The sequence below is a fragment of the Desulfopila aestuarii DSM 18488 genome (genome assembly GCF_900143695.1).
In the GTDB taxonomy this organism is placed as follows: domain Bacteria; phylum Desulfobacterota; class Desulfobulbia; order Desulfobulbales; family Desulfocapsaceae; genus Desulfopila; species Desulfopila aestuarii.
The window spans coordinates 52,951-71,322 of record NZ_FRFE01000023.1; the positions used below are offsets into that span (position 1 = coordinate 52,951).

Sequence of the window (18,372 nt, forward strand, 5' to 3'; positions counted from 1 at the left end):
GAGGCGTATTCATGGCTTTTCTAGAAGAGAATAACATTGCAAAGGAAGAGATAGGTCCTGGCCGCAAACGGTATCTTGGCTACACTGACAAACTGATGATGGTGGTTATTGATTTTCATGACGGGCCGACGTCTGAACCAGATCCTCCTCACTCTCATCCGCACGAACAGGTATCCTATGTTGTCACTGGCGAGCTGATCGTACATATCGGTGAGGACTCAAAAAAGCTGAAGCCGGGAGACATGTTTACGGTGCCACCTGATATTCCCCATACTGTTCAGTTGTTGAGCGAGCATGTCAGGCTGGTGGATACTTTTACTCCGATTCGTGATGAATTTATTTCGTAATCACCTGATCACACCATTATCATTTTAGATACTTTATAAGGAGAAGCACATGGAAGTACGACACCCTATTCACCCTGAACACATGATGATGTTTGACACCAGCGAGTTGCGTGAACATTTCCTGGTGCCCGAGCTTTTCACTCCTGACGAGCCAAAGCTGGTCTATTGTTTTTACGATCGGCTGATTGTAGGTGGCGTATGTCCGATCAACCCGGTAACGCTGGATATCGACCCCAAGGTTATTGGGGCAAAATATTTACTTGAGCGACGGGAATTAGGTATAATCAATATTGGTGGAGATGGACTGGTAGTCGCCGATGGGGTCGAGTATAACCTCGCGAACGGTGAAGGGTTGTATGTCAGCATGGGTACCAGCGCACTCGAGTTTCGTAGTGTGGATTCCTCAAATCCGGCACGTTTCTACCTTAATAGTGCTCCGGCGCATGCGGCATTGCCGACCACCAAAATTTCCCTCGCAGATGCCGAGCCGGTAACTCTTGGTGATCCAGCCACAAGCAATAAGCGAACAATTCGTAAATACATTCATCCCAATGGGGTAAAGAGTTGCCAGCTTGTGATGGGCATGACCATGCTGGAGCAGGGCTCAGTCTGGAACACGATGCCGGTTCATACCCATCAACGACGCATGGAGGCATATCTTTATTTCAATATGAAAGAAGATGATCTGGTTTTCCATTTTATGGGCGAGCCTGATGAGACACGACACATCGTGGTAAGAGAAGGGCAGGCGGTCCTTTCTCCGAGCTGGTCAATACATTCCGGGGCGGGCACGGCAAGCTATTCCTTTATCTGGGGAATGGCCGGAGAAAATCAGGATTTCGGTGATATGGATCATGTGCCAATGAGCCAGTTGCGCTGATCCACAAATGAAGAGTGCATCCTCCCAGCCTTTCGTCATGTATACTGATGAACCTGGGAGCCAATGACCCTGGCAGTCTGGTGCCTCTGGCAATCCATCACACACTGCATTGTTGTGTGATGGATATTTTCGGGAAGTGTTGAGAGAGAAGGAAGATCATATCATTTTGCGAACTCGGAGGCACAGGTGAACGTAAATCCAACTATGGCTATACTTGGCAGACGACTCAGGCTTGCTGTAATCGGTGGAGGTCCCGGTTCATTTATAGGGAGCATGCATCGCCTTGCTGCACGTCTTGATGATCAATACGAGTTGGTCGCCGGAGTCATGTCGTCGGACCCTCAACGGGCACTGGCTGCGGCAAAGGAGATCGGCTTGCCGGAAGATCGCCGCTATGCAACTGTGGCAGAAATGCTCTCAAGCGAAAGACGGCGACAGGACGGTGCCGATGTCGTTGCCATCATGACCCCTAATGACAGTCACTTCGACAATGCAATGGCGGCACTTGAGCATGGTTTTGATGTCATCTGTGATAAACCGATGACCAATACTGTCGAGGAGGCCCAGGCTCTTCATCAGAAGGCTACCGAGGAACAGAGGGTCTTTTGCCTGACCCATAATTACTCAGGGTATCCTATGACCAGGCAGGCCAGGGCGATGGTTCTTGCCGGAGAGGTCGGGGAGATCCGTCTGGTCCAGGTTGAGTATGTGCAGGGTGGCAAAGCTGATGAGAGTAAACCTGACCCTACCTCCGGTCCACGTTCGTGGACTTTTGATCCTGCAAGAAACGGTTTGTCACTGATTTTAGGAGCAATAGGGAGTCATGCTCACCATCTGGTTCGCTTTATCACGAACCTTGAAATAACAGAGGTGTGTGCCGAGGCGGGGGCGGTGGTTCCGGGACGGAAGTTCGATGACTATACCGGGGCGTTGCTTCGTCTGATGAACGGCGCGAGGGGTGTCTTCTGGGTTACGCAGGCTGCAGCAGGCGTTGAGAACTGCCTGCAGATCCGGGTAAGTGGCAGTAAAGGCACACTTGAATGGCGACAGGAGGTTCCCCAGCGACTGAGTTTCAGGCCTCTTGGTGCGCCGGCACAGACCAGGACGCCCAATGGGCCTGGCACCCTTGATCTGGCAAAAAGAGCGAGCAGGATTGTTGCCGGTCATCCGGAGGGTTTCCCGGAAGGCTTTGCCAATATCTATAAAGATGCCGCAGAGGTGATAGCGTCGCGCATTGCCGGTCTGGATCCTGACCCTTTGGCCCTCCATTTTCCGACATCTGCAGATGGCCTGGCTGGTATGCTGTTTATTGAAGCGGTGATCCGGTCAAGCAGAAATAACAGTAGCTGGGAAAAGGTGTTTCCGTAATGTCTTGATATCAAGCTTATACTTCAGTTTTTTTCCTGCTCAAGTATGGACAGCAGCTCAGCTGCGGCAGCGGTGGGGGAGATCTGTTCAGCCTCAACACGTTTTCGAAGCAGGGGCAGGGTATTTTTCACCTGATCAAGGCTATAGAACCAATCACGTAACCCTTCATTGACCAGAAAGGACATCCAGTCAAGTGTCTGGCTGCGTCGTTTTTCCGCTAGTTCACCGCAAGCAGTCAGCTTGTTGCGGTGATCAAGAATAGTCTGCCATATATTGTCGAGACCAGTGCTTTTCAAGGAGCTGCAGGTGAGTACCGGAGGGTTCCAGTGAGGGCTTTGCGGCATGAGGAGGTGGAGGGCTGCCTGGTATTCCTTCTGGGCACTCTCGGCACGGAGAACGTTGTCGCCATCAGCCTTGTTGATGACGATGGTGTCCGCGACTTCCAGCACGCCTTTCTTGATTCCCTGTAATTCGTCGCCGGCGCCGGCGATCATCAGCACCATGAAGAAGTCGACCATGGACGCGACGGTGGTCTCGGACTGACCGACGCCCACAGTCTCAATGATAATCACATCAAAGCCGGCTGCTTCACAAGCCAGCATGACCTCGCGGGTTTTCCTGGCGACACCACCAAGGTTGCCGCTGGATGGCGAAGGCCTGATGAAAGCGTTTGGGTCCACCGACAATTTTTCCATCCGGGTTTTGTCGCCTAAAATAGAACCACCGCTACGTGTAGAGCTGGGATCTATGGCAAGTACCGCCACCTTGTGTCCCATAGACGTCAACATCGTCCCGAACGATTCGATAAAGGTCGACTTGCCGGCGCCTGGCACGCCGGTGATGCCGAGTCGTACACTGTTGCCGGTTTTGGGAAGCAGCCGGTCGACAATGGACCTGGCTGCCTGCTGGTGTGCCGGCAGGGTAGATTCGATCAGGGTGATGGTTCGGGCCAGCAACAGCCGGTTACCAGCCTGAACACCTTCGATATAAGGTTCAATGTCTATCTGCATGGGTTTATAGGCGTGCAGCTCAAAAAAATAAATATGTCGGAGATAGATAGCAGGAGGCGCCAGCAGGCGCCTCCTTTCCGGAATGGCAAGTGTAACAGGGAAGAGATCCCGATGCTACTGGATATATTTCTTTTCAATCAACTGCAGGGTTTTGTCAGCTGACTCGGGGATTGGGGTGCCGGGGCCGAAAACGGCTTTGACACCTTTATCGTAAAGATAGTCGTAATCGCCTGGAGGAATGACGCCGCCAGCAACCACGATGATGTCATCGGCACCCAGTTTTTTCAGTTCCTCGATCAGGGCCGGAACGAGAGTCTTGTGACCGGCGGCAAGGCTTGAAGCGCCGACGATATGGACGTCGTTTTCAACAGCCATTTTTGCAGCTTCTGCCGGGGTCTGGAACATTGGGCTGATATCAACGTCAAAGCCGAGATCGGCATAGGAGCTGGCAATAACCTTGATCCCGCGGTCGTGCCCGTCCTGGCCCATCTTGGTGACCAGCATACGTGGTCGGCGTCCGGTTTTCTCGAGGAAATTGTCACACCGTTTCCGGATTGCGTCGATAACTTCCTTGTTTTTGTCGCTGTATTCAGAGGCATAGGCGCCGGAGATGCAGCGGGTAGTGGCGGTAAAACGGCCAAATACGGATTCCATGGCGTCGGAAATTTCTCCCAGGGTTGCTCTGGCTCGGACTGCTGGCAAGGCGGCCTCAAGCAGATTACCACCGTTCTTGGCAGCATTGGTGAGGTCAGTAAGTGCCTTTTCAACTGCGATTGGATTTCGGCTGGCTTTGATCTCTTTTAATCGGGCTACCTGCTCGTCTCGGACGGTTGCCGGAACTTCACGGACCTCAAAATCGATTTTTTCGTTCGCGAGTTTGTACTTATTAACGCCGACAATAACATCAAGGCCTTGATCGATTCGGGCCTGCTTGCGGGCGGCTGATTCTTCGACTCGCATTTTCGGCATACCGGACTCGATGGCCTTGGCCATGCCGCCAAGTTCCTCGACCTCGTCGATGATCTTCTGGGCTTCGTCAACAATGGCCTGGGTCAGAGACTCGATATAATACGAGCCACCCAGCGGATCGACAACCTTACACACCTGTGATTCTTCCTGGATGATGATCTGGGTGTTACGGGCGATACGGGCAGAGAAGTCGGTCGGCAGGCCGATAGCTTCATCAAAGGAGTTGGTATGTAGCGACTGCGTACCGCCAAGAACGGCTGACATAGCCTCAAGTGTGGTTCGAATGACGTTGTTGTACGGATCCTGCTCGGTGAGTGACCAGCCGGAAGTCTGGCAGTGGGTCCTCAGCATCGAAGATTTCGGGTTTTTCGGGTTGAATTGGCTCATCAATCGGTGCCAAAGGAGACGAGCGGCACGCAGCATAGCGATATCCATGAAAAAATTCATGCCTATGCCAAAAAAGAACGACAACCGTGGGGCAAAGGTGTCAACATCCATGCCTGACTTCAAGGCAGCGCGTACGTACTCAACGCCATCAGCCAGGGTGAAGGCGGTCTGCAATACACTGTTGGCACCGGCTTCCATCATATGGTAGCCGCTGATGGAGATAGTGTTGTACTTGGGCATCTCTTTCGAGCAAAAGGACATGATGTCGGAGATGATCCGCATAGAGGGTTCGGGCGGATAAATGTACGTATTCCTGGTCAGGTATTCCTTTAAAATATCGTTCTGGATAGTGCCCTGGAGTTGCTCATGCTTGACCCCCTGCTCCTCGGCGGCAACGATATAGCCTGCGAGAATAGGGATAACTGCGCCGTTCATGGTCATCGATACCGACATCTCGTCAAGCGGAATGCCGTCAAAGAGAATCTTCATGTCCTCAACGGAATCGATGGCAACACCAGCCTTGCCGATATCGCCGGCTACCCGAGGATGGTCAGAGTCATATCCGCGATGGGTGGCGAGGTCGAATGCTACAGAAAGGCCTTTCTGGCCGGCGGCAAGGTTTTTCCGGTAGAACTCATTGGATTCTTTGGCGGTTGAGAAACCAGCATACTGGCGTATGGTCCAGGGACGACCTGCATACATGGTGGCCATGGGACCGCGGACGTAGGGGGCAAAGCCCGGTAACGTGTTGGTGGCATCGAGCCCTTCAAGGTCTTCGGCGGTGTAGAGAGGTTTTACGGTTATTCCCTCGGGAGTCTTCCAGTTAAGGACGTCGGGGGATTTTCCTTTCATCAGCTTGGAGGCCGCGGCTTCCCATTTCTCTTTTTCGGGATGAACTGACATGATCTGCTCCTTATCGCTCCGGTGGCAGCCGGTAGTAGAGTAAATGCGGTACGTAATCTGTTTTTCTTAAAGCCACAGGTGCTGCTGTCGGGGATTGGCAGGCAGAGGGAACTGTGGCTTTGGTGTAATAATAACTGTGCTTCGTTGTGGGCTAGTCGCGCTGGCAGAGTTCGACCAGAACACCGCCTGTGGCCTTTGGATGCAGGAAAGCGATCTTCGCGCCACCGGCTCCTATTCTCGGTACTTGGTCGATGAGTTGAACATTTTTCTCTTTCAATTCAGCAAGTGCTTCCTCGATGTTTTCTACGCGAAAAGCCACATGCTGGAAGCCCGTACCTTTCTTTTCGATAAATTTTGCGACCGGGCCGTCAGGTGAGGTCGATTCCAGTAGCTCGACTTCACTTTCCCCTACCGGGAAGAAGGCGGTGGTCACTTTCTGTTCCTGAACGGTTTCATCACCCTCAAAAGGCAGTCCGAGAATGTCGGACCAGAATGTTTTTCCGGCATCGATGGAGTTTACTGCGATTCCCAGGTGGTCAATTTTCAAGATTTTCATTTCGCGCCTCCAAAAAAAGTGGGTTCGGTGAGTGTGATCTGCAACCAATCAGGTTTGTACCTCTGTGGCATGAGGTTTATGCACTTCAATCTTTCTTATGGGGATTGGCCATCCCTCGCCAGACCATCTCGAACATTACGTTGGCCTGAGCGGCAAGGCTTTCTTTTTTGCCTCGAAGTATCCACATAAAAAAACTGCGCTGCACAAAGCCCATCAGGAAGTCGAGCAGGGTGCCTGCCCGGACATCACTGTTTAAGATGCCTTCCTTCTGGCCTTCCTGCAGGACAGTTATCAGAAGATTCATCATCCTCCGCTGTTCAAACGTTTCATCCGCCATCCAGGTCTTCATTGGCAGGGTCATGAAAACAATACGCCCAAGCCCTTCGTGGCGTTCGTAATAATCAAGCTGCAACCAGAACACCTTGCGCAGCTTCTCTTTCAGATCTTCGATCCCCTGGAGGTGATCGACAATACGGTCGGTCAGTTTTCCCATCCAGATGTCGACGAAAGCGAAAACCAGTCTTTCCTTGCTTTCGTAGTGTTTATAGATGGTGGTGAAGCTGACACCGGCCTTTTCCGCAATGTCGCGAATCGAGGCTTTATGGAAATCGGAGTGAGAAAACACTTCGAGTACTGCTTTTTCCAATCTCTTTTGAATTTCGGGGTTCAGTTCTTCTGCCATGGTCGCTGCCGTCCTTTTTCGCTGTCTGCCTTTGTCGGCCTGGAGTGAAGAGGAGTTTTTCACCCTGCTCATATAGCTGTCGAGCCTTCTGCCGTAGAAGGCATGAAATGTTGGGGCACTACCGCCCTGCTGTTGCCAATCTCTTGCGATACATCACCTAACCACTTAAAATGCGGATCACTTTCTACATTCTCTAATGTATATCCATGAGCGCTGCAAGTGAAAAAAGTGACCAAGAAAGACCGGAAGCGCGGGTTCAGCATAGGTTTCATCCTCCAAAGAGTGAGAGAAGGACACCAGCTGAGACGGCGGAACCGATGACGCCGGCGACATTTGGCCCCATGGCGTGCATGAGGAGAAAGTTACCCGGCTCTTCCTGCTGGCCGATGACCTGGGATACCCGGGCAGCCATTGGGACGGCGGAAACACCAGCTGAACCGATCAGGGGGTTCATCGGCACACGTAAAAATTTATTCATAACTTTTGCTATTATGACACCGGAGGCGGTACCTATGCCAAAAGCAATCACGCCCAGGCAGAGGATCGCCAGAGTTTGAACTCGTAAAAAGTTTTCAGCAGAGGCGGTTGCGCCAACGGTAACACCAAGAAAAATGGTGATGATGTTGATGAGCGCATTCTTAGATGTGTCTTCAAGTCGGCCGACAACCCCACATTCACGAAACAGGTTGCCGAGCATGAGCATACCGATAAGTGTTGCAGCCGGAGGTACAATGAGCGACACCACGATGGTGACGATAATCGGGAACAGGATTTTTTCTTTCTTCGATACGTCGCGCAGTTGGGTCATGTGGATGGCGCGCTCTTTTTTGGTGGTCAAGAGTTTCATGATGGGCGGCTGAATGATCGGTACCATTGCCATATAGGAATAGGCGGCAATGGCAATGGCACCCAGTAAGTGCGGGGCAAGTTTTGAAGAGAGGAAAATTGCCGTTGGTCCGTCGGCGCCACCGATAATGCCTATAGATGCAGCTTCCTGGGCAGTGAACAGTCCGGAGGCGATCGCACCGATAAACGTAATGAAGATACCGAACTGGGCCGCTGCTCCGAGAATAAGGGACTTCGGGTTGGCGATAAGTGGCCCGAAATCGGTCATCGCACCTACACCAAGGAATATCAGCGGTGGGAAAATGCCGAGATGATCGCCTTGAAACAGATAATAGAGCAGGCCGCCGGGTTCGACGGTATGGACCATGTTCTCATGAATCTCAAGAACCGGGGGAGCCATCATGCCCGCAAAGGGGAGATTGGTGAGCAGCACGCCAAAAGCAATGGGTACCAGCAGGAGCGGCTCAAACCCTTTGACGATCGCGAGAAAAAGCAGCACGCAGGCAATGGCGATCATGATGACATGACCGAAAGTAATCCCGTAAAAGCCGGTGCTCTCAAGAAAATGCAAAATTGCGTTCAGCATGGTGAGTCTCCCGTGCTTTAGGCGAGGACCATAAGTGCCATTCCGGCGTTGACGGCGGCGCCTTTTGCCACCTCGATGGCGGCAACAACGCCGTCACAGGGGGCCTTGATCTCGTTTTCCATCTTCATCGCTTCAAGTATCAACAAGGTATCACCGCGTTTTACTGTATCACCCTGGCTGACCTTGACATCAGTAATAGTGCCTGGCATGGCGGCAACTATAGTCCCTTCACCTGCTGGCGCTTTGGGAGCAGCCTTGGCAGGGGCTGTTGCCGTTCGTGCTGCTGGCTGCGGGGCAGGGCGGGAGACCGTTCGTTCGGCGGTAGGCGCAGATTGACGCACCGTTGCGTTAGCGGTCTCAGTGATCTCTTCAATAGCAACCTCATACTCGTTTCCGCCAACTAACACTCTAAAAGTCCTCATGAAAGGGGCCTCCTCGCGCTATGCATTGTTGTTCATCAGTTCAGCCAGCCCGACTTTATTCCAGGCAGGTGAATGATCTTCGATCTTGCGAATATTTCTAATGACGATATTTCCGACGCCGGTGCCGAGCTGAAGGGAAAGCGCGACTGTGATGGCGGCAACGAGTTCCTCATCCCGATGGCGCTGGTCTTCTTCCGCCGCTGCTATGCTCACTGCATTTGCAGGGCTCTGGGGTGCTTTTTCCACCGCTTTTTCCGTGGTAAACCGGGCGAGAAGGCCGATAACCACCTGAAGAATAATCAGCGAGGTAAAGGTGATGCCCATACCGAGAAAGGTGGTGATCATGCTTGCTGTCAGTTTCTGGGTGATGCTCAGGTTCTTCAGCGTTTCCGGATCGGCAAACTGCGCCATGAGGGTCATGACATCCATATTCTCCTCCCTTAGAGCGGCATATTGCCATGTTTTTTCGGTGGACGTTTTTCCCTTTTGCCTTCTAGCATATTGAAGGCGTCGATGATTCTCTGGCGACTGGTGCTCGGTTCGATGACATCATCGACAAAGCCTCGCTCTGCCGCCTTATAAGGGGTGGCGAATTCGGCCCGGTAGTCGTGAAGGAGTTGCTGACGGGTGGTGTCCTTTTCTTTGGCTTCTTTGATCTCGTTGCGGAAAATGATATTAACCGCACCCTCCGGTCCCATAACGGCGATTTCAGCTGCCGGCCAGGCCAGCACGATATCTGCTCCAAGGGATTTGGAGCACATGGCGACATAGGCGCCGCCATAAGCCTTCCTGGTGATGAGCGTCACCTTGGGCACCGTCGCCTCGCTGTAGGCATAAAGGATCTTGGCGCCATGACGAATGATACCGCCATGTTCCTGATTGGTGCCGGGAAGAAAGCCGGGAACATCCACAAGTGTTAATAGCGGCACATTATAGGCGTTGCAGGTACGGATAAAGCGGGCAGCCTTATCACCGGCATTCATGTCGAGACAGCCGGCCATCATATTGGGTTGATTGGCGACAATGCCGACTGATTTGCCGTTAATCCGGGCGAATCCTGTAACGATGTTCTTGGCAAAATAACGCTGATATTCAAAGAAATCACCGTCGTCAACGATTGCCGTTATGACATCCATTATGTCATAGGGTTTATTCGGGTTGTCGGGAATAAGGGTATCGAGCGAGTCGATGGCGCGATTGATGTCGTCATCAATATCCAGCACCGGTGCTTTTTCCATATTATTGGAAGGCAGATAGCCGAGGAGCTTGCGGATGGCGTCTATGCATTCCTGATCAGAATCGCTGATAAAATGGGCATTACCGCTAATGCTGTTATGGGTCATTGCCCCACCGAGTTCTTCCGGGCTCACTTCTTCTCCAGTCACGGTTTTTATGACCTGAGGGCCGGTGATGAACATCTGGGCAGTTTTGTCGACCATGAATACAAAATCTGTGAGCGCCGGAGAATAGACCGCGCCGCCGGCACAGGGGCCCATGATCGCCGAAATCTGTGGGATAACACCAGAGAATGTGGCGTTTCGAAAAAAGAGGTCGCCATAACCGGAGAGGGCATCGACCGCCTCCTGAATACGGGCGCCACCGGAATCGTTTAAACCGACGATGGGCGCGCCAACCTTGATGGCGGCATCCATGGCCTTGACTACCTTCTTGGCGTGCATTTCACCGAGTGCCCCTCCGGTCACCGTGAAATCCTGAGAAAAGGCATATACCAGTCGTCCATCTACCATGCCGTAACCGGTAACTACCGATTCACCTTCAAACTCCATCTTGTCCATACCGAAGTTGGTACAGCGATTGCGGATAAAGGAATCGAGCTCGATAAAGGTACCTTGGTCGAAAAGGTACTCTAGCCGCTCTCGTGCGGTCATCTTGCCTTGGGCATGCTGTTTGTCGATGCGTGCCTGGCCACCGCCCAAAGTGAGTTTCTCCTTTTTCTCACGCAGCTGGATGATTTTTTCAAATGACATGGTTGTAACTCCCCTGTACTGAGGTGAACTCGTGGAAATGCCTAAGACTTGCAGGGTTAACGTGGTGTATTTGTGACCTGGACTGCTGCACTACCAATAAGCAATTACGACAGATAGCATGACGAGGTGACGTGAGAACGGACCGAGTATGAGCTGATTCTTGAATTGATGTAACGGAAGACATGGGGTATACGCGTCTTCTTGGAGTTATCCGATGAGTGAAAAACGAGGGTTGCGCAACACTGTTCGGCTGTCCGGCGTTGTTGTTCCGAACGGACGTTTTCGAACATGAAGGTTTGTTGAAAAGCGTTACCATGTTTTTCCTTCGCTGAAGGCGAATCGCCGGTGTCCAGTCGTAATGTGAAGTAAAAACAATTCTTTGAATCTTTCCCTGTCAGCCTGTCTCTAAATGCCCTGTCTGATTTGTTGATAAATGTTACATGTGGTAAAACTTATTATCTATATGTAAATACGTAAATAAAATGTGGATGAACGAATTGCATGGTGTTCGTTTAAGAACAATGTTACTCGTTGCTACATTTGTTGTAAATGTTTTTTTCTTTCTTGATGAAAATAATTTATATGCCTGGTAATAATTTCATGAAGAGATGTATTTATTGAGAATGATTGAACTGGTTGGTCGTCTTGCTGTAGTATGTTGTCAGGTTGGATGTGGCGGGAGTATGCACAGGTTCTTTTCTTCCGTTTGATGACAAAGGCAGCATGAATTGCTGAGGTTGGGTGAGTGTTGTTGTCTGAAGTTTTTTTAAAAACCATGTTTCTGAAAATCGCATTTTCGGCAGTGGCAAGAAATAGGGAGAGCCATGGCCGGCATGGGTGTACCGTACATTGGCAATGAAACGAAAGAAATTGTTGAAATCAATAATGACAACAGATGGCTTCGTCAGCGTTTAGACGAGTGCTCAACTGAGCGTTCATCGAAGCCTGAACCACAGGAAACAGGGAAAATGAAAAAAACCGGGTTTGTCTTTGATGAAGGCTATCTGCTGCACAATACCGGGGAATGGCATCCAGAAACGGCTGATCGTCTCCGGGTGATCGTCAACGGCTTAAAGGAATCCGGACTCCTGGAGAAGCTGATTCCGATAAAAGCGGAACCAGCTAAACAGCGCTGGATTGAGGCAGTGCATCATGTCAAATATATCATGCGGTTCAGTGATGCCTGTGCTCTCGGTATGTCAGAACTTGACCATCAGGAAAATGTGATCTGTCGGGATTCCTATGATGCAGCCCTGCTGGCTGTCGGAGGGGTGCTGAAGGCCATCGATGCGATGATGGCGGGTGAGATTGATACCGCATTCTGTGCTGTGCGGCCACCTGGTCACCATGCGGAAATTGACCAAGCTATGGGGTTCTGCTACTTCAACAACGTGGCCATTGGCGCCCGCTACCTTCAGCGTCAATATGGTATTGAGCGTGTTGGAATCATCGACTTTGACGTCCATCATGGAAACGGTACCGAACACATCTTTGAAGCCGACCCGACGGTATTTTACTATTCTATCCATGAACATCCTTCCTTTGCCTATCCGGGCACCGGTCGCGATTTTGACAAAGGTTCAGGGGAGGGGGATGGATATACTCTGAACTCACCTGTTTTGCCTGGCCGGGGCGATAATGATTACCGGCGAATGCTGACAGAAGACCTCATCCCGGCGTTCAAAAAGTTTCAGCCCCAGGCGATGCTGATATCAGCTGGTTTCGATGCTCATACAAGTGACCTGATGTCGGGGGTGAATCTCTCCACCGACGGCTACGATTTTGTGTCCGAGCTTATCATGAATTTGGCCAATTCGCTCACCGGCGGCAAGGTTATTTCGGTGCTCGAGGGCGGCTATAATTTGCAGATCTTGCCATTGCTGGTGGAAAATCATATTAAGCATCTTGCTGGACTCCGCGGGGTCTGACATGGACCCGAACCCAACGGTCTACGAATTTCACATACGCTCTATGAGGAGGAATTATGTTTGTCAGTGAAAGAATGTCCAAAGATCTGATTACCGCGCTGCCCGACATGAAAATTGCAGATGCCCGCAATCTCATGCAGGAAAAACGAATTCGCCATCTGCCGGTGATTGATGAAAAGGGATTACTGCTTGGCATGGTTTCGGATAGAGACGTGCGCAGTGCCATGCCGTCGACACTCTTGAAAAAGCCGGATTACGAAATCACCCTTGGCAAGATCATGAACTATCCGGTTGCCGATATAATGAGCAAAGAGCCGATTAAAATCTACCTCTATTACACCATTCAGGATGTACTACTCATCATGCGCAAAAACAAAGTCGGAGCGCTGCCGGTGGTTGATGAAGACGGTTATCTTAAAGGTGTGTTGTCAACTAGGGACCTGTTGAAAGCGTTTGTCGATGTGATGGGAATCGATGAGCCCGGCACACTCCTCTGCATTCTCGCTGAAGACAAGCAGGGGCAGATGAAGAAGATCATCGACATCATCACGGAAGAGAAGATATCTCTTGGCAGTGTGCTGGTGTCAAAAACACTCGAGAAAGACAAGAAAGCAATTTTCCCTTATGTACTGACCAATAATGTGATCAGGATAAAAGAAAAGCTGTTGGAAAAAGGCTTTCAGCTCACCGATCCGATGCAGTGGTATTTCCAGCAGATGCCTAAGAAAGAGTAGTACAGGATTGAGCGTTCGGAGTTCTAGTACCGGTTGCCCTGGAGATTTGAAAATAATGGTCAGGGCAACGCTTTTTGACTTGGGTCATTTTTGACCTTTGGCTTTGAGTGTATGTTCCTGGATAGATGAATACGTAGCACAGTTGTCGGACGGACAGTTTGTTCAGAAAAGAAAAAAATCCAGGAGATATGTTATGTCAGGATGCGGATGTGGTTGCGGCAGCGGTTCAGGTGGCCCCTATTCAAAGGGCTTGGAGCTTGTGGAATTTGTCTATAATGCCCATGGTGGGGCAGTGCGCGACCAGAAGATCATGAATGGCCCACTGGCAGTCGCCTGTCAGGAGTGTGGCGGTTCTTTTGCACTTGCCACGTATGTCGGCACTTGTCCGGCCTGCGGTGGTGTCCATGCTGTAGCGCCTATGTTCCCTACCGCCGAGAATGTGCAGTATGCAGGCAAGGGGTATCGACTCCCGTAGGCTGCTCACCTGGGCAAGATGGTCTTTACAATATCTTCTTAACGTGGAAGGCCCCGATCGTTTCCAGCGAAAGGGGCCTTTTCTTTCCTGCCATAATCATTCTGAGGGTGGTTGGCTGTTGCTGCTCTCCCCTCGGGCCTGGTCCATCATTCTCAGGAGTTCCTTGGCTGAAGCGTTGTCAGGTGACAGTTGTAATACCTTTTCAGCCAGTGCCCGAGCCTGGTTATTCATTCGGAAATTGAAGTACAGATTGGTGAGGGTGACAAAGTATTCTGTCACATCCGGATCTTGCAATACAGCCTTTTCCAGGGCCTCTGCCCCTTGCTGCCAGCGTTCGAGTTTTAACAGGACAAGCGCGTAATTGTAGCGAGCACGTGAATAATAGGGCATTCCGTCAGCAGCGAGTTCAAGATGCAAGGCCGCCTCATCATATTTATTCATTTCTGAGAGCAGAAGGCCAAGCGAATACTGTATTCGATACATCTCAGGCTCCTGGGTAACAACCTCCTGCAAAAGCTTTTCCGCATCCTCATTTTTGCCAAGCCTGTTGTATTCCATTGCCAGGTTGACCTTGGCGGGTATGAACTGGTTGTCAATACGAAGGGCGGCCAGATACAGGTCAATGGCTTTTTCAGGATTTCCCAGGTCTCTTTCAAGGTTGGCAATGTTATAGCGCTGCGGGGCGAAATCCGCGTTGTATTCCATTGCCTGACGATATTCATCGAGATTCTGCTGCATCGTCTGCAGGTCATCTTCCCGTAAGCGTTCTCTGGGGAAAGATGCGAGCTTAACCGCAGATTCGAGTCTTACGGCTTTCACAGGATCGTACAATTTAGGCGCAATGAGCTTCAGTGCGGTTTCCTCATCAGGTTGGTCCAAGAGACGCAGCGCGGTGTGTCGGAGAAGTGGTTCATCACTGTTGAGTTCTTTTTTGAGGATCTTGAGAGTTTGAGGTTCTTGATAATTGCCGAGTAAGGAAAGGGCGGTAGCCCGAACTATTGCCGGTTGCAACGGATCTTCTATGACTGCGGTGAGTTGTGAATTAGCCTCTGGTGCACCTTTCCTGCCGGCAGCAATTGCTTCACCATAATGGCGTTTTCGACTCTGCCCGTACCATTTGGTGTAGCTTTCCTCAACCCATTCCAGCCCCTTATCCCCATGGCATTCCGAGGTCGAGCAGGCGTTCGGCGTACCAATTTTTCTCGTCAGATCAGGCCTTGGAATGCGGAGGCTGTGATCGGGCCGGTAATCGATTCCCATATAATTCTGACCGGGCATGTGGCAAGAAACGCAGAGGTATCCCTTGCTGGCTTCACCTTTATAGGTTTTTTCATGGAAGTGGTGGTCTTTGCTGTCGTAAGCAGTAGCCTGATGGCACTGGGTGCAGAGCTCATTATTCGTTTTATGAGTTTTGAGCGAATGGGCGTCGTGACAATCATTGCAGCGAACGCCGTGCCGGTACATCTTGCTTTGGATAAACGAGCCGTACACATAGACCTCTTCCTTGATTTGGCCGTCGGCGTGGTAGAGGTCTTCGGCAAGTAGAGCCGGAACCATAAGATCGAGTAGCTCGCCTGGCATATGAGTATTGTCAGCCAATTGGTACCTTCGGGAGTGACAAGGTGCGCAGATGGCAATCTGTTTTTCGGTGGGGAGATTATGTGTATCCCGATTCAGAGCATAATTCGCTGTTTCCGGGCGGCCCATGACGGGTAGTTTTGCCCACTCCACATGTTGTGCAGCTGGGCCGTGGCAGGCTTCGCAGCCCACATTGATCTCAAACCAGCTGGTGTTGTAACTTTCACTTTTGACGTCGTAATCTTTCTGCAACCTGGTGGAGTGACATTCCGCGCACATGACGTTCCAGGTCTGGCCACCTCGGGTCCAGTGGAGCCAGTCGGTATGGTCGGTTACTTCATACGGTGGCACGCGATACCAGCATTTCTTCTCTACATCCCAGGCGATAGTCAGGCACTGCAGCCGCCCACCAGGAAAAGGTACGAGGTACTGCTGCAAGGGGTAGAATCCGAAAGTGTACGAGATGGTAAAAATGTCCGGCTTGCCGTCGGGTCCTTCGGTTTCGACCATGAACTTCCCATTTTCCCGAAAAAAACGGCTGATCTTGCCATTATAGGGATCGGTAAAGGTCACATTATTGAAATCTCCGGCAACGGTATCATCATTAGCCACCGCCATAGCTCGATCATGATCAGAACCCTGCCATTTCTTATAGGCATCCTGATGGCACTCTTTGCAGGCATCTGTTCCTGCAAATTGGGTGGTTTCAGTCGCAGTCGGGGTGGGGATTGACTGGACTCGCCACCGATACACAAAGGGTGTCAGCAGAATGATACAGGCCGCAAGAAGAGCGCAAATTTCCCAGCCTCGGCCCGTCGTATTAGTGGTGTTCTCTTTCTTGTCTGATGTTGGCTGTATTGACATGCTATGCTTTTACCGGTCTGGGTTTGCCATCCTGCAGAGGTTTTTCTAGCCTGCCGGTATTGACATAAATGGTGCCGTTCTCAATGCGTAGAGGGTGACTGTTCAGTGATCGGGTGGCGGGTGGAGTCAGAACTTCCCCGGTAATAGAGAACGAGGAGCCATGACAAGGACAGATAAATTTATGTGCTTCTTCATCCCAGGGAACTGAGCAGCCAAGATGGGTACAGGTTCTTGACAGGGCAAGAAAACTGCCATCTTCGAGACAGGCAAGATAGAATTGGCCTCGGGCGTTTGCTGTAACCGAATTGATTGCAAAATCTTCGACGTTGCCAGCCTTGATAATAGCGTCTTGGGCGCCTGTTTCATGTTTATTCTTTCCCGATCGAAGAATGGAAATTGACAGCCAGCTGAGTTCCAGAAAAGCAATTGAACCAAGCAGTGCCCACAGCTTATTGAAAAATCGTCTTCTGCCGGTGTCCGGAGCATGCTCAACCTGTGGCCTCTGAAGTGTATTGTCCATTAATGTAACCTGTGCACGTTGATTAAAACGGAAACATGAGCTGCATACCCGGTCCACGAAACCAGACACCGATGACAGTGAGGCAGATCATCGCCACTACTATAAAAAGGAATCCAGCCATGACAGTCTCGCCACGGGTATAGCTGTATCTGCTTGTAAGGAGAGCGTATCCGAGACAATGGCAGCTTAAGAAAATGACTAAAGGGAGGACTCCCCTGGTGAAAAGAGCGGTGGCTGGGCTGCCTATAATATTGGTGGCCACGTTATCGATAAGAACGGCGGCAATAGTCAGTGTAATGCTGGTAATCGAGACGACAATCGCGAGCTTTCTACCACGTTCACCGTTGAACCAGATTCCTTCATTGAGAGCTGAATTCTGCCAGAAAGGGATGGCAAGCAGGCAAAACAAGACAATAACTGGAAAGACGCATATGGCAAATACGGGGTGAAGATGCATCAGCAATTCCTGGAGTCCCATGAAAAACCACGCTGCCTTGGCAGGATTCGGACTGACGCCGGGAGTGGCAGCCCCAGAAAGCGGCGCATCGACTATAGCTGAAAAAAGCAGTATAGCTGCAATGAGACTCAAGCCAACAGCAGCTTCGCGTACAATGAGATTGGGCATTACCGGTACTGAAAAGGTAGGGCCTTTTCCGCTCTGCTGTTGAACCAGGCCTCGTGCTTTACGAATCAGCCAGAAATGTCCGATAACGAGCAGCAGCATGAGGAAAGGCAGGAGTCCGGTATGAATGGCGTAAAAATTCGTCAGGGTTTCAGTTCCGATCTCACTTCCGCCCCTGAGCAGCTGTGCGAGAGGCTGGCCGATGAACGGGATATAGCCAATCATGTTGAGAAAGATGGTGACGGCCCAATAGGCCAGCTGGTCCCAAGGAAGTAAATAGCCCGAAAAGTTTGAGAAGAAAACGAGACCTAGCAGAAACAGACCGACAATCCAGTTGAGTCGGCGCCTCCCGGCAATGGCACCGGTTAGAAAAACTCTGCAGAAATGAAGAAAGGAAATGATGACCAGCATGTTGCCGGACCAGTAATGGATGTTTCGTAGCCAACCGGCAAAATTGCTATCCGTATACATGAATTGTATAGAATGATAGGCTCGCTGTATATCTGGAATATAGGATACTTTTTGCAGGATACCGGTGATAAAAAGGAGGAGGACAAGGGTGGTTGCCATACCACCGAGTCCGAATGACAACGTGAAACGTAAGGTCTCTACAGGAACCGTTCGCGGATGAACATGGAGAAGTAAGTCGCTGGGAAACTGCTTTTTTGCCCTGGTGTGCGCAGAGTTCATATGGAGAGATTTTTGAA

General features: G+C 50.9%; 17 protein-coding genes. 6 read left to right on the forward strand and 11 right to left on the reverse strand.

All coding sequences use genetic code 11. The annotated features are described in order from the left end of the window. Window positions 1-11: 11 nt before the first annotated feature. The 3 genes from BUF15_RS19130 (at window position 12) to BUF15_RS19140 (ending at window position 2,595) form a co-directional block, all read left to right on the forward strand. Window positions 12-347 (forward strand): cupin domain-containing protein, encoded by a 336-nt coding sequence (locus BUF15_RS19130; RefSeq protein ID WP_073615319.1) that lies wholly within the window; start codon window positions 12-14, stop codon window positions 345-347. Window positions 348-396: 49 nt separating this feature from the next. Continuing rightward, window positions 397-1,227 (forward strand): 5-dehydro-4-deoxy-D-glucuronate isomerase, encoded by an 831-nt coding sequence (gene kduI / locus BUF15_RS19135; protein ID WP_073615320.1) that lies wholly within the window; start codon window positions 397-399, stop codon window positions 1,225-1,227. Between the two features lie 186 nt (window positions 1,228-1,413). Further along, window positions 1,414-2,595, forward strand: a complete 1,182-nt coding sequence (locus BUF15_RS19140) for a Gfo/Idh/MocA family protein (RefSeq protein WP_084554207.1) — start codon at window positions 1,414-1,416, stop codon at window positions 2,593-2,595. A gap of 23 nt (window positions 2,596-2,618) precedes the next feature. Here BUF15_RS19140 and meaB read toward each other — a convergent pair whose 3' ends face one another. The 8 genes from meaB to BUF15_RS19180 form a co-directional block, all read right to left on the reverse strand. Next, window positions 2,619-3,605, reverse strand: coding sequence for a methylmalonyl Co-A mutase-associated GTPase MeaB (gene meaB / locus BUF15_RS19145; RefSeq protein WP_073615322.1), 987 nt, complete (start codon window positions 3,603-3,605; stop codon window positions 2,619-2,621). Between the two features lie 114 nt (window positions 3,606-3,719). Further along, complete coding sequence (gene scpA, locus BUF15_RS19150) at window positions 3,720-5,864, reverse strand: methylmalonyl-CoA mutase (protein WP_073615323.1); 2,145 nt, start codon at window positions 5,862-5,864, stop codon at window positions 3,720-3,722. A 151-nt stretch (window positions 5,865-6,015) separates the two neighbouring features. Beyond that, window positions 6,016-6,420, reverse strand: coding sequence for a methylmalonyl-CoA epimerase (gene mce / locus BUF15_RS19155; protein WP_073615324.1), 405 nt, complete (start codon window positions 6,418-6,420; stop codon window positions 6,016-6,018). An 85-nt stretch (window positions 6,421-6,505) separates the two neighbouring features. Beyond that, window positions 6,506-7,174, reverse strand: a complete 669-nt coding sequence (locus BUF15_RS19160) for a TetR/AcrR family transcriptional regulator (protein WP_234981223.1) — start codon at window positions 7,172-7,174, stop codon at window positions 6,506-6,508. A gap of 196 nt (window positions 7,175-7,370) precedes the next feature. Beyond that, a complete protein-coding gene (locus tag BUF15_RS19165) occupies window positions 7,371-8,534 on the reverse strand; it encodes a sodium ion-translocating decarboxylase subunit beta (protein ID WP_073615325.1) in 1,164 nt (387 codons plus the stop codon). Between the two features lie 17 nt (window positions 8,535-8,551). Next, entirely contained in the window at window positions 8,552-8,956 is a 405-nt protein-coding gene (locus tag BUF15_RS28240) for a biotin/lipoyl-containing protein (protein WP_073615326.1), read from the reverse strand. Window positions 8,957-8,974: 18 nt separating this feature from the next. Then, window positions 8,975-9,385 carry an OadG family protein gene (locus BUF15_RS19175; protein ID WP_073615327.1) on the reverse strand — a complete coding sequence of 137 codons (411 nt, stop codon included), beginning with the start codon at window positions 9,383-9,385 and terminating at the stop codon, window positions 8,975-8,977. A gap of 11 nt (window positions 9,386-9,396) precedes the next feature. Then, window positions 9,397-10,944, reverse strand: a complete 1,548-nt coding sequence (locus BUF15_RS19180) for a carboxyl transferase domain-containing protein (protein WP_073615328.1) — start codon at window positions 10,942-10,944, stop codon at window positions 9,397-9,399. 833 nt (window positions 10,945-11,777) lie between these two features. Between BUF15_RS19180 and BUF15_RS19185 the strand changes: the two genes are divergently transcribed. From BUF15_RS19185 to BUF15_RS19195, 3 genes are all read left to right on the forward strand, one after another. Then, window positions 11,778-12,872 (forward strand): histone deacetylase family protein, encoded by a 1,095-nt coding sequence (locus BUF15_RS19185; RefSeq protein ID WP_234981224.1) that lies wholly within the window; start codon window positions 11,778-11,780, stop codon window positions 12,870-12,872. Between the two features lie 56 nt (window positions 12,873-12,928). Then, on the forward strand, window positions 12,929-13,606 hold the full coding sequence (locus BUF15_RS19190) for a CBS and ACT domain-containing protein (protein ID WP_073615329.1): 678 nt from the start codon (window positions 12,929-12,931) through the stop codon (window positions 13,604-13,606). A gap of 193 nt (window positions 13,607-13,799) precedes the next feature. Further along, window positions 13,800-14,081: a hypothetical protein gene (locus BUF15_RS19195; protein ID WP_073615330.1), complete on the forward strand. Its 282-nt coding sequence runs from the start codon at window positions 13,800-13,802 to the stop codon at window positions 14,079-14,081. Window positions 14,082-14,177: 96 nt separating this feature from the next. Here the strand turns inward: BUF15_RS19195 and BUF15_RS19200 are convergent, their stop codons facing one another. From BUF15_RS19200 to BUF15_RS19210, 3 genes are read right to left on the reverse strand one after another with little or no spacing between them, the layout of a single operon-like run. After that, entirely contained in the window at window positions 14,178-16,523 is a 2,346-nt protein-coding gene (locus BUF15_RS19200; RefSeq protein ID WP_073615331.1) for a tetratricopeptide repeat protein, read from the reverse strand. A gap of 1 nt (window position 16,524) precedes the next feature. Further along, window positions 16,525-17,043: a Rieske (2Fe-2S) protein gene (locus BUF15_RS19205; protein WP_073615332.1), complete on the reverse strand. Its 519-nt coding sequence runs from the start codon at window positions 17,041-17,043 to the stop codon at window positions 16,525-16,527. Between the two features lie 22 nt (window positions 17,044-17,065). Further along, a complete protein-coding gene (locus BUF15_RS19210; protein WP_084554213.1) occupies window positions 17,066-18,355 on the reverse strand; it encodes a cytochrome b N-terminal domain-containing protein in 1,290 nt (429 codons plus the stop codon). Window positions 18,356-18,372: the final 17 nt, after the last annotated feature.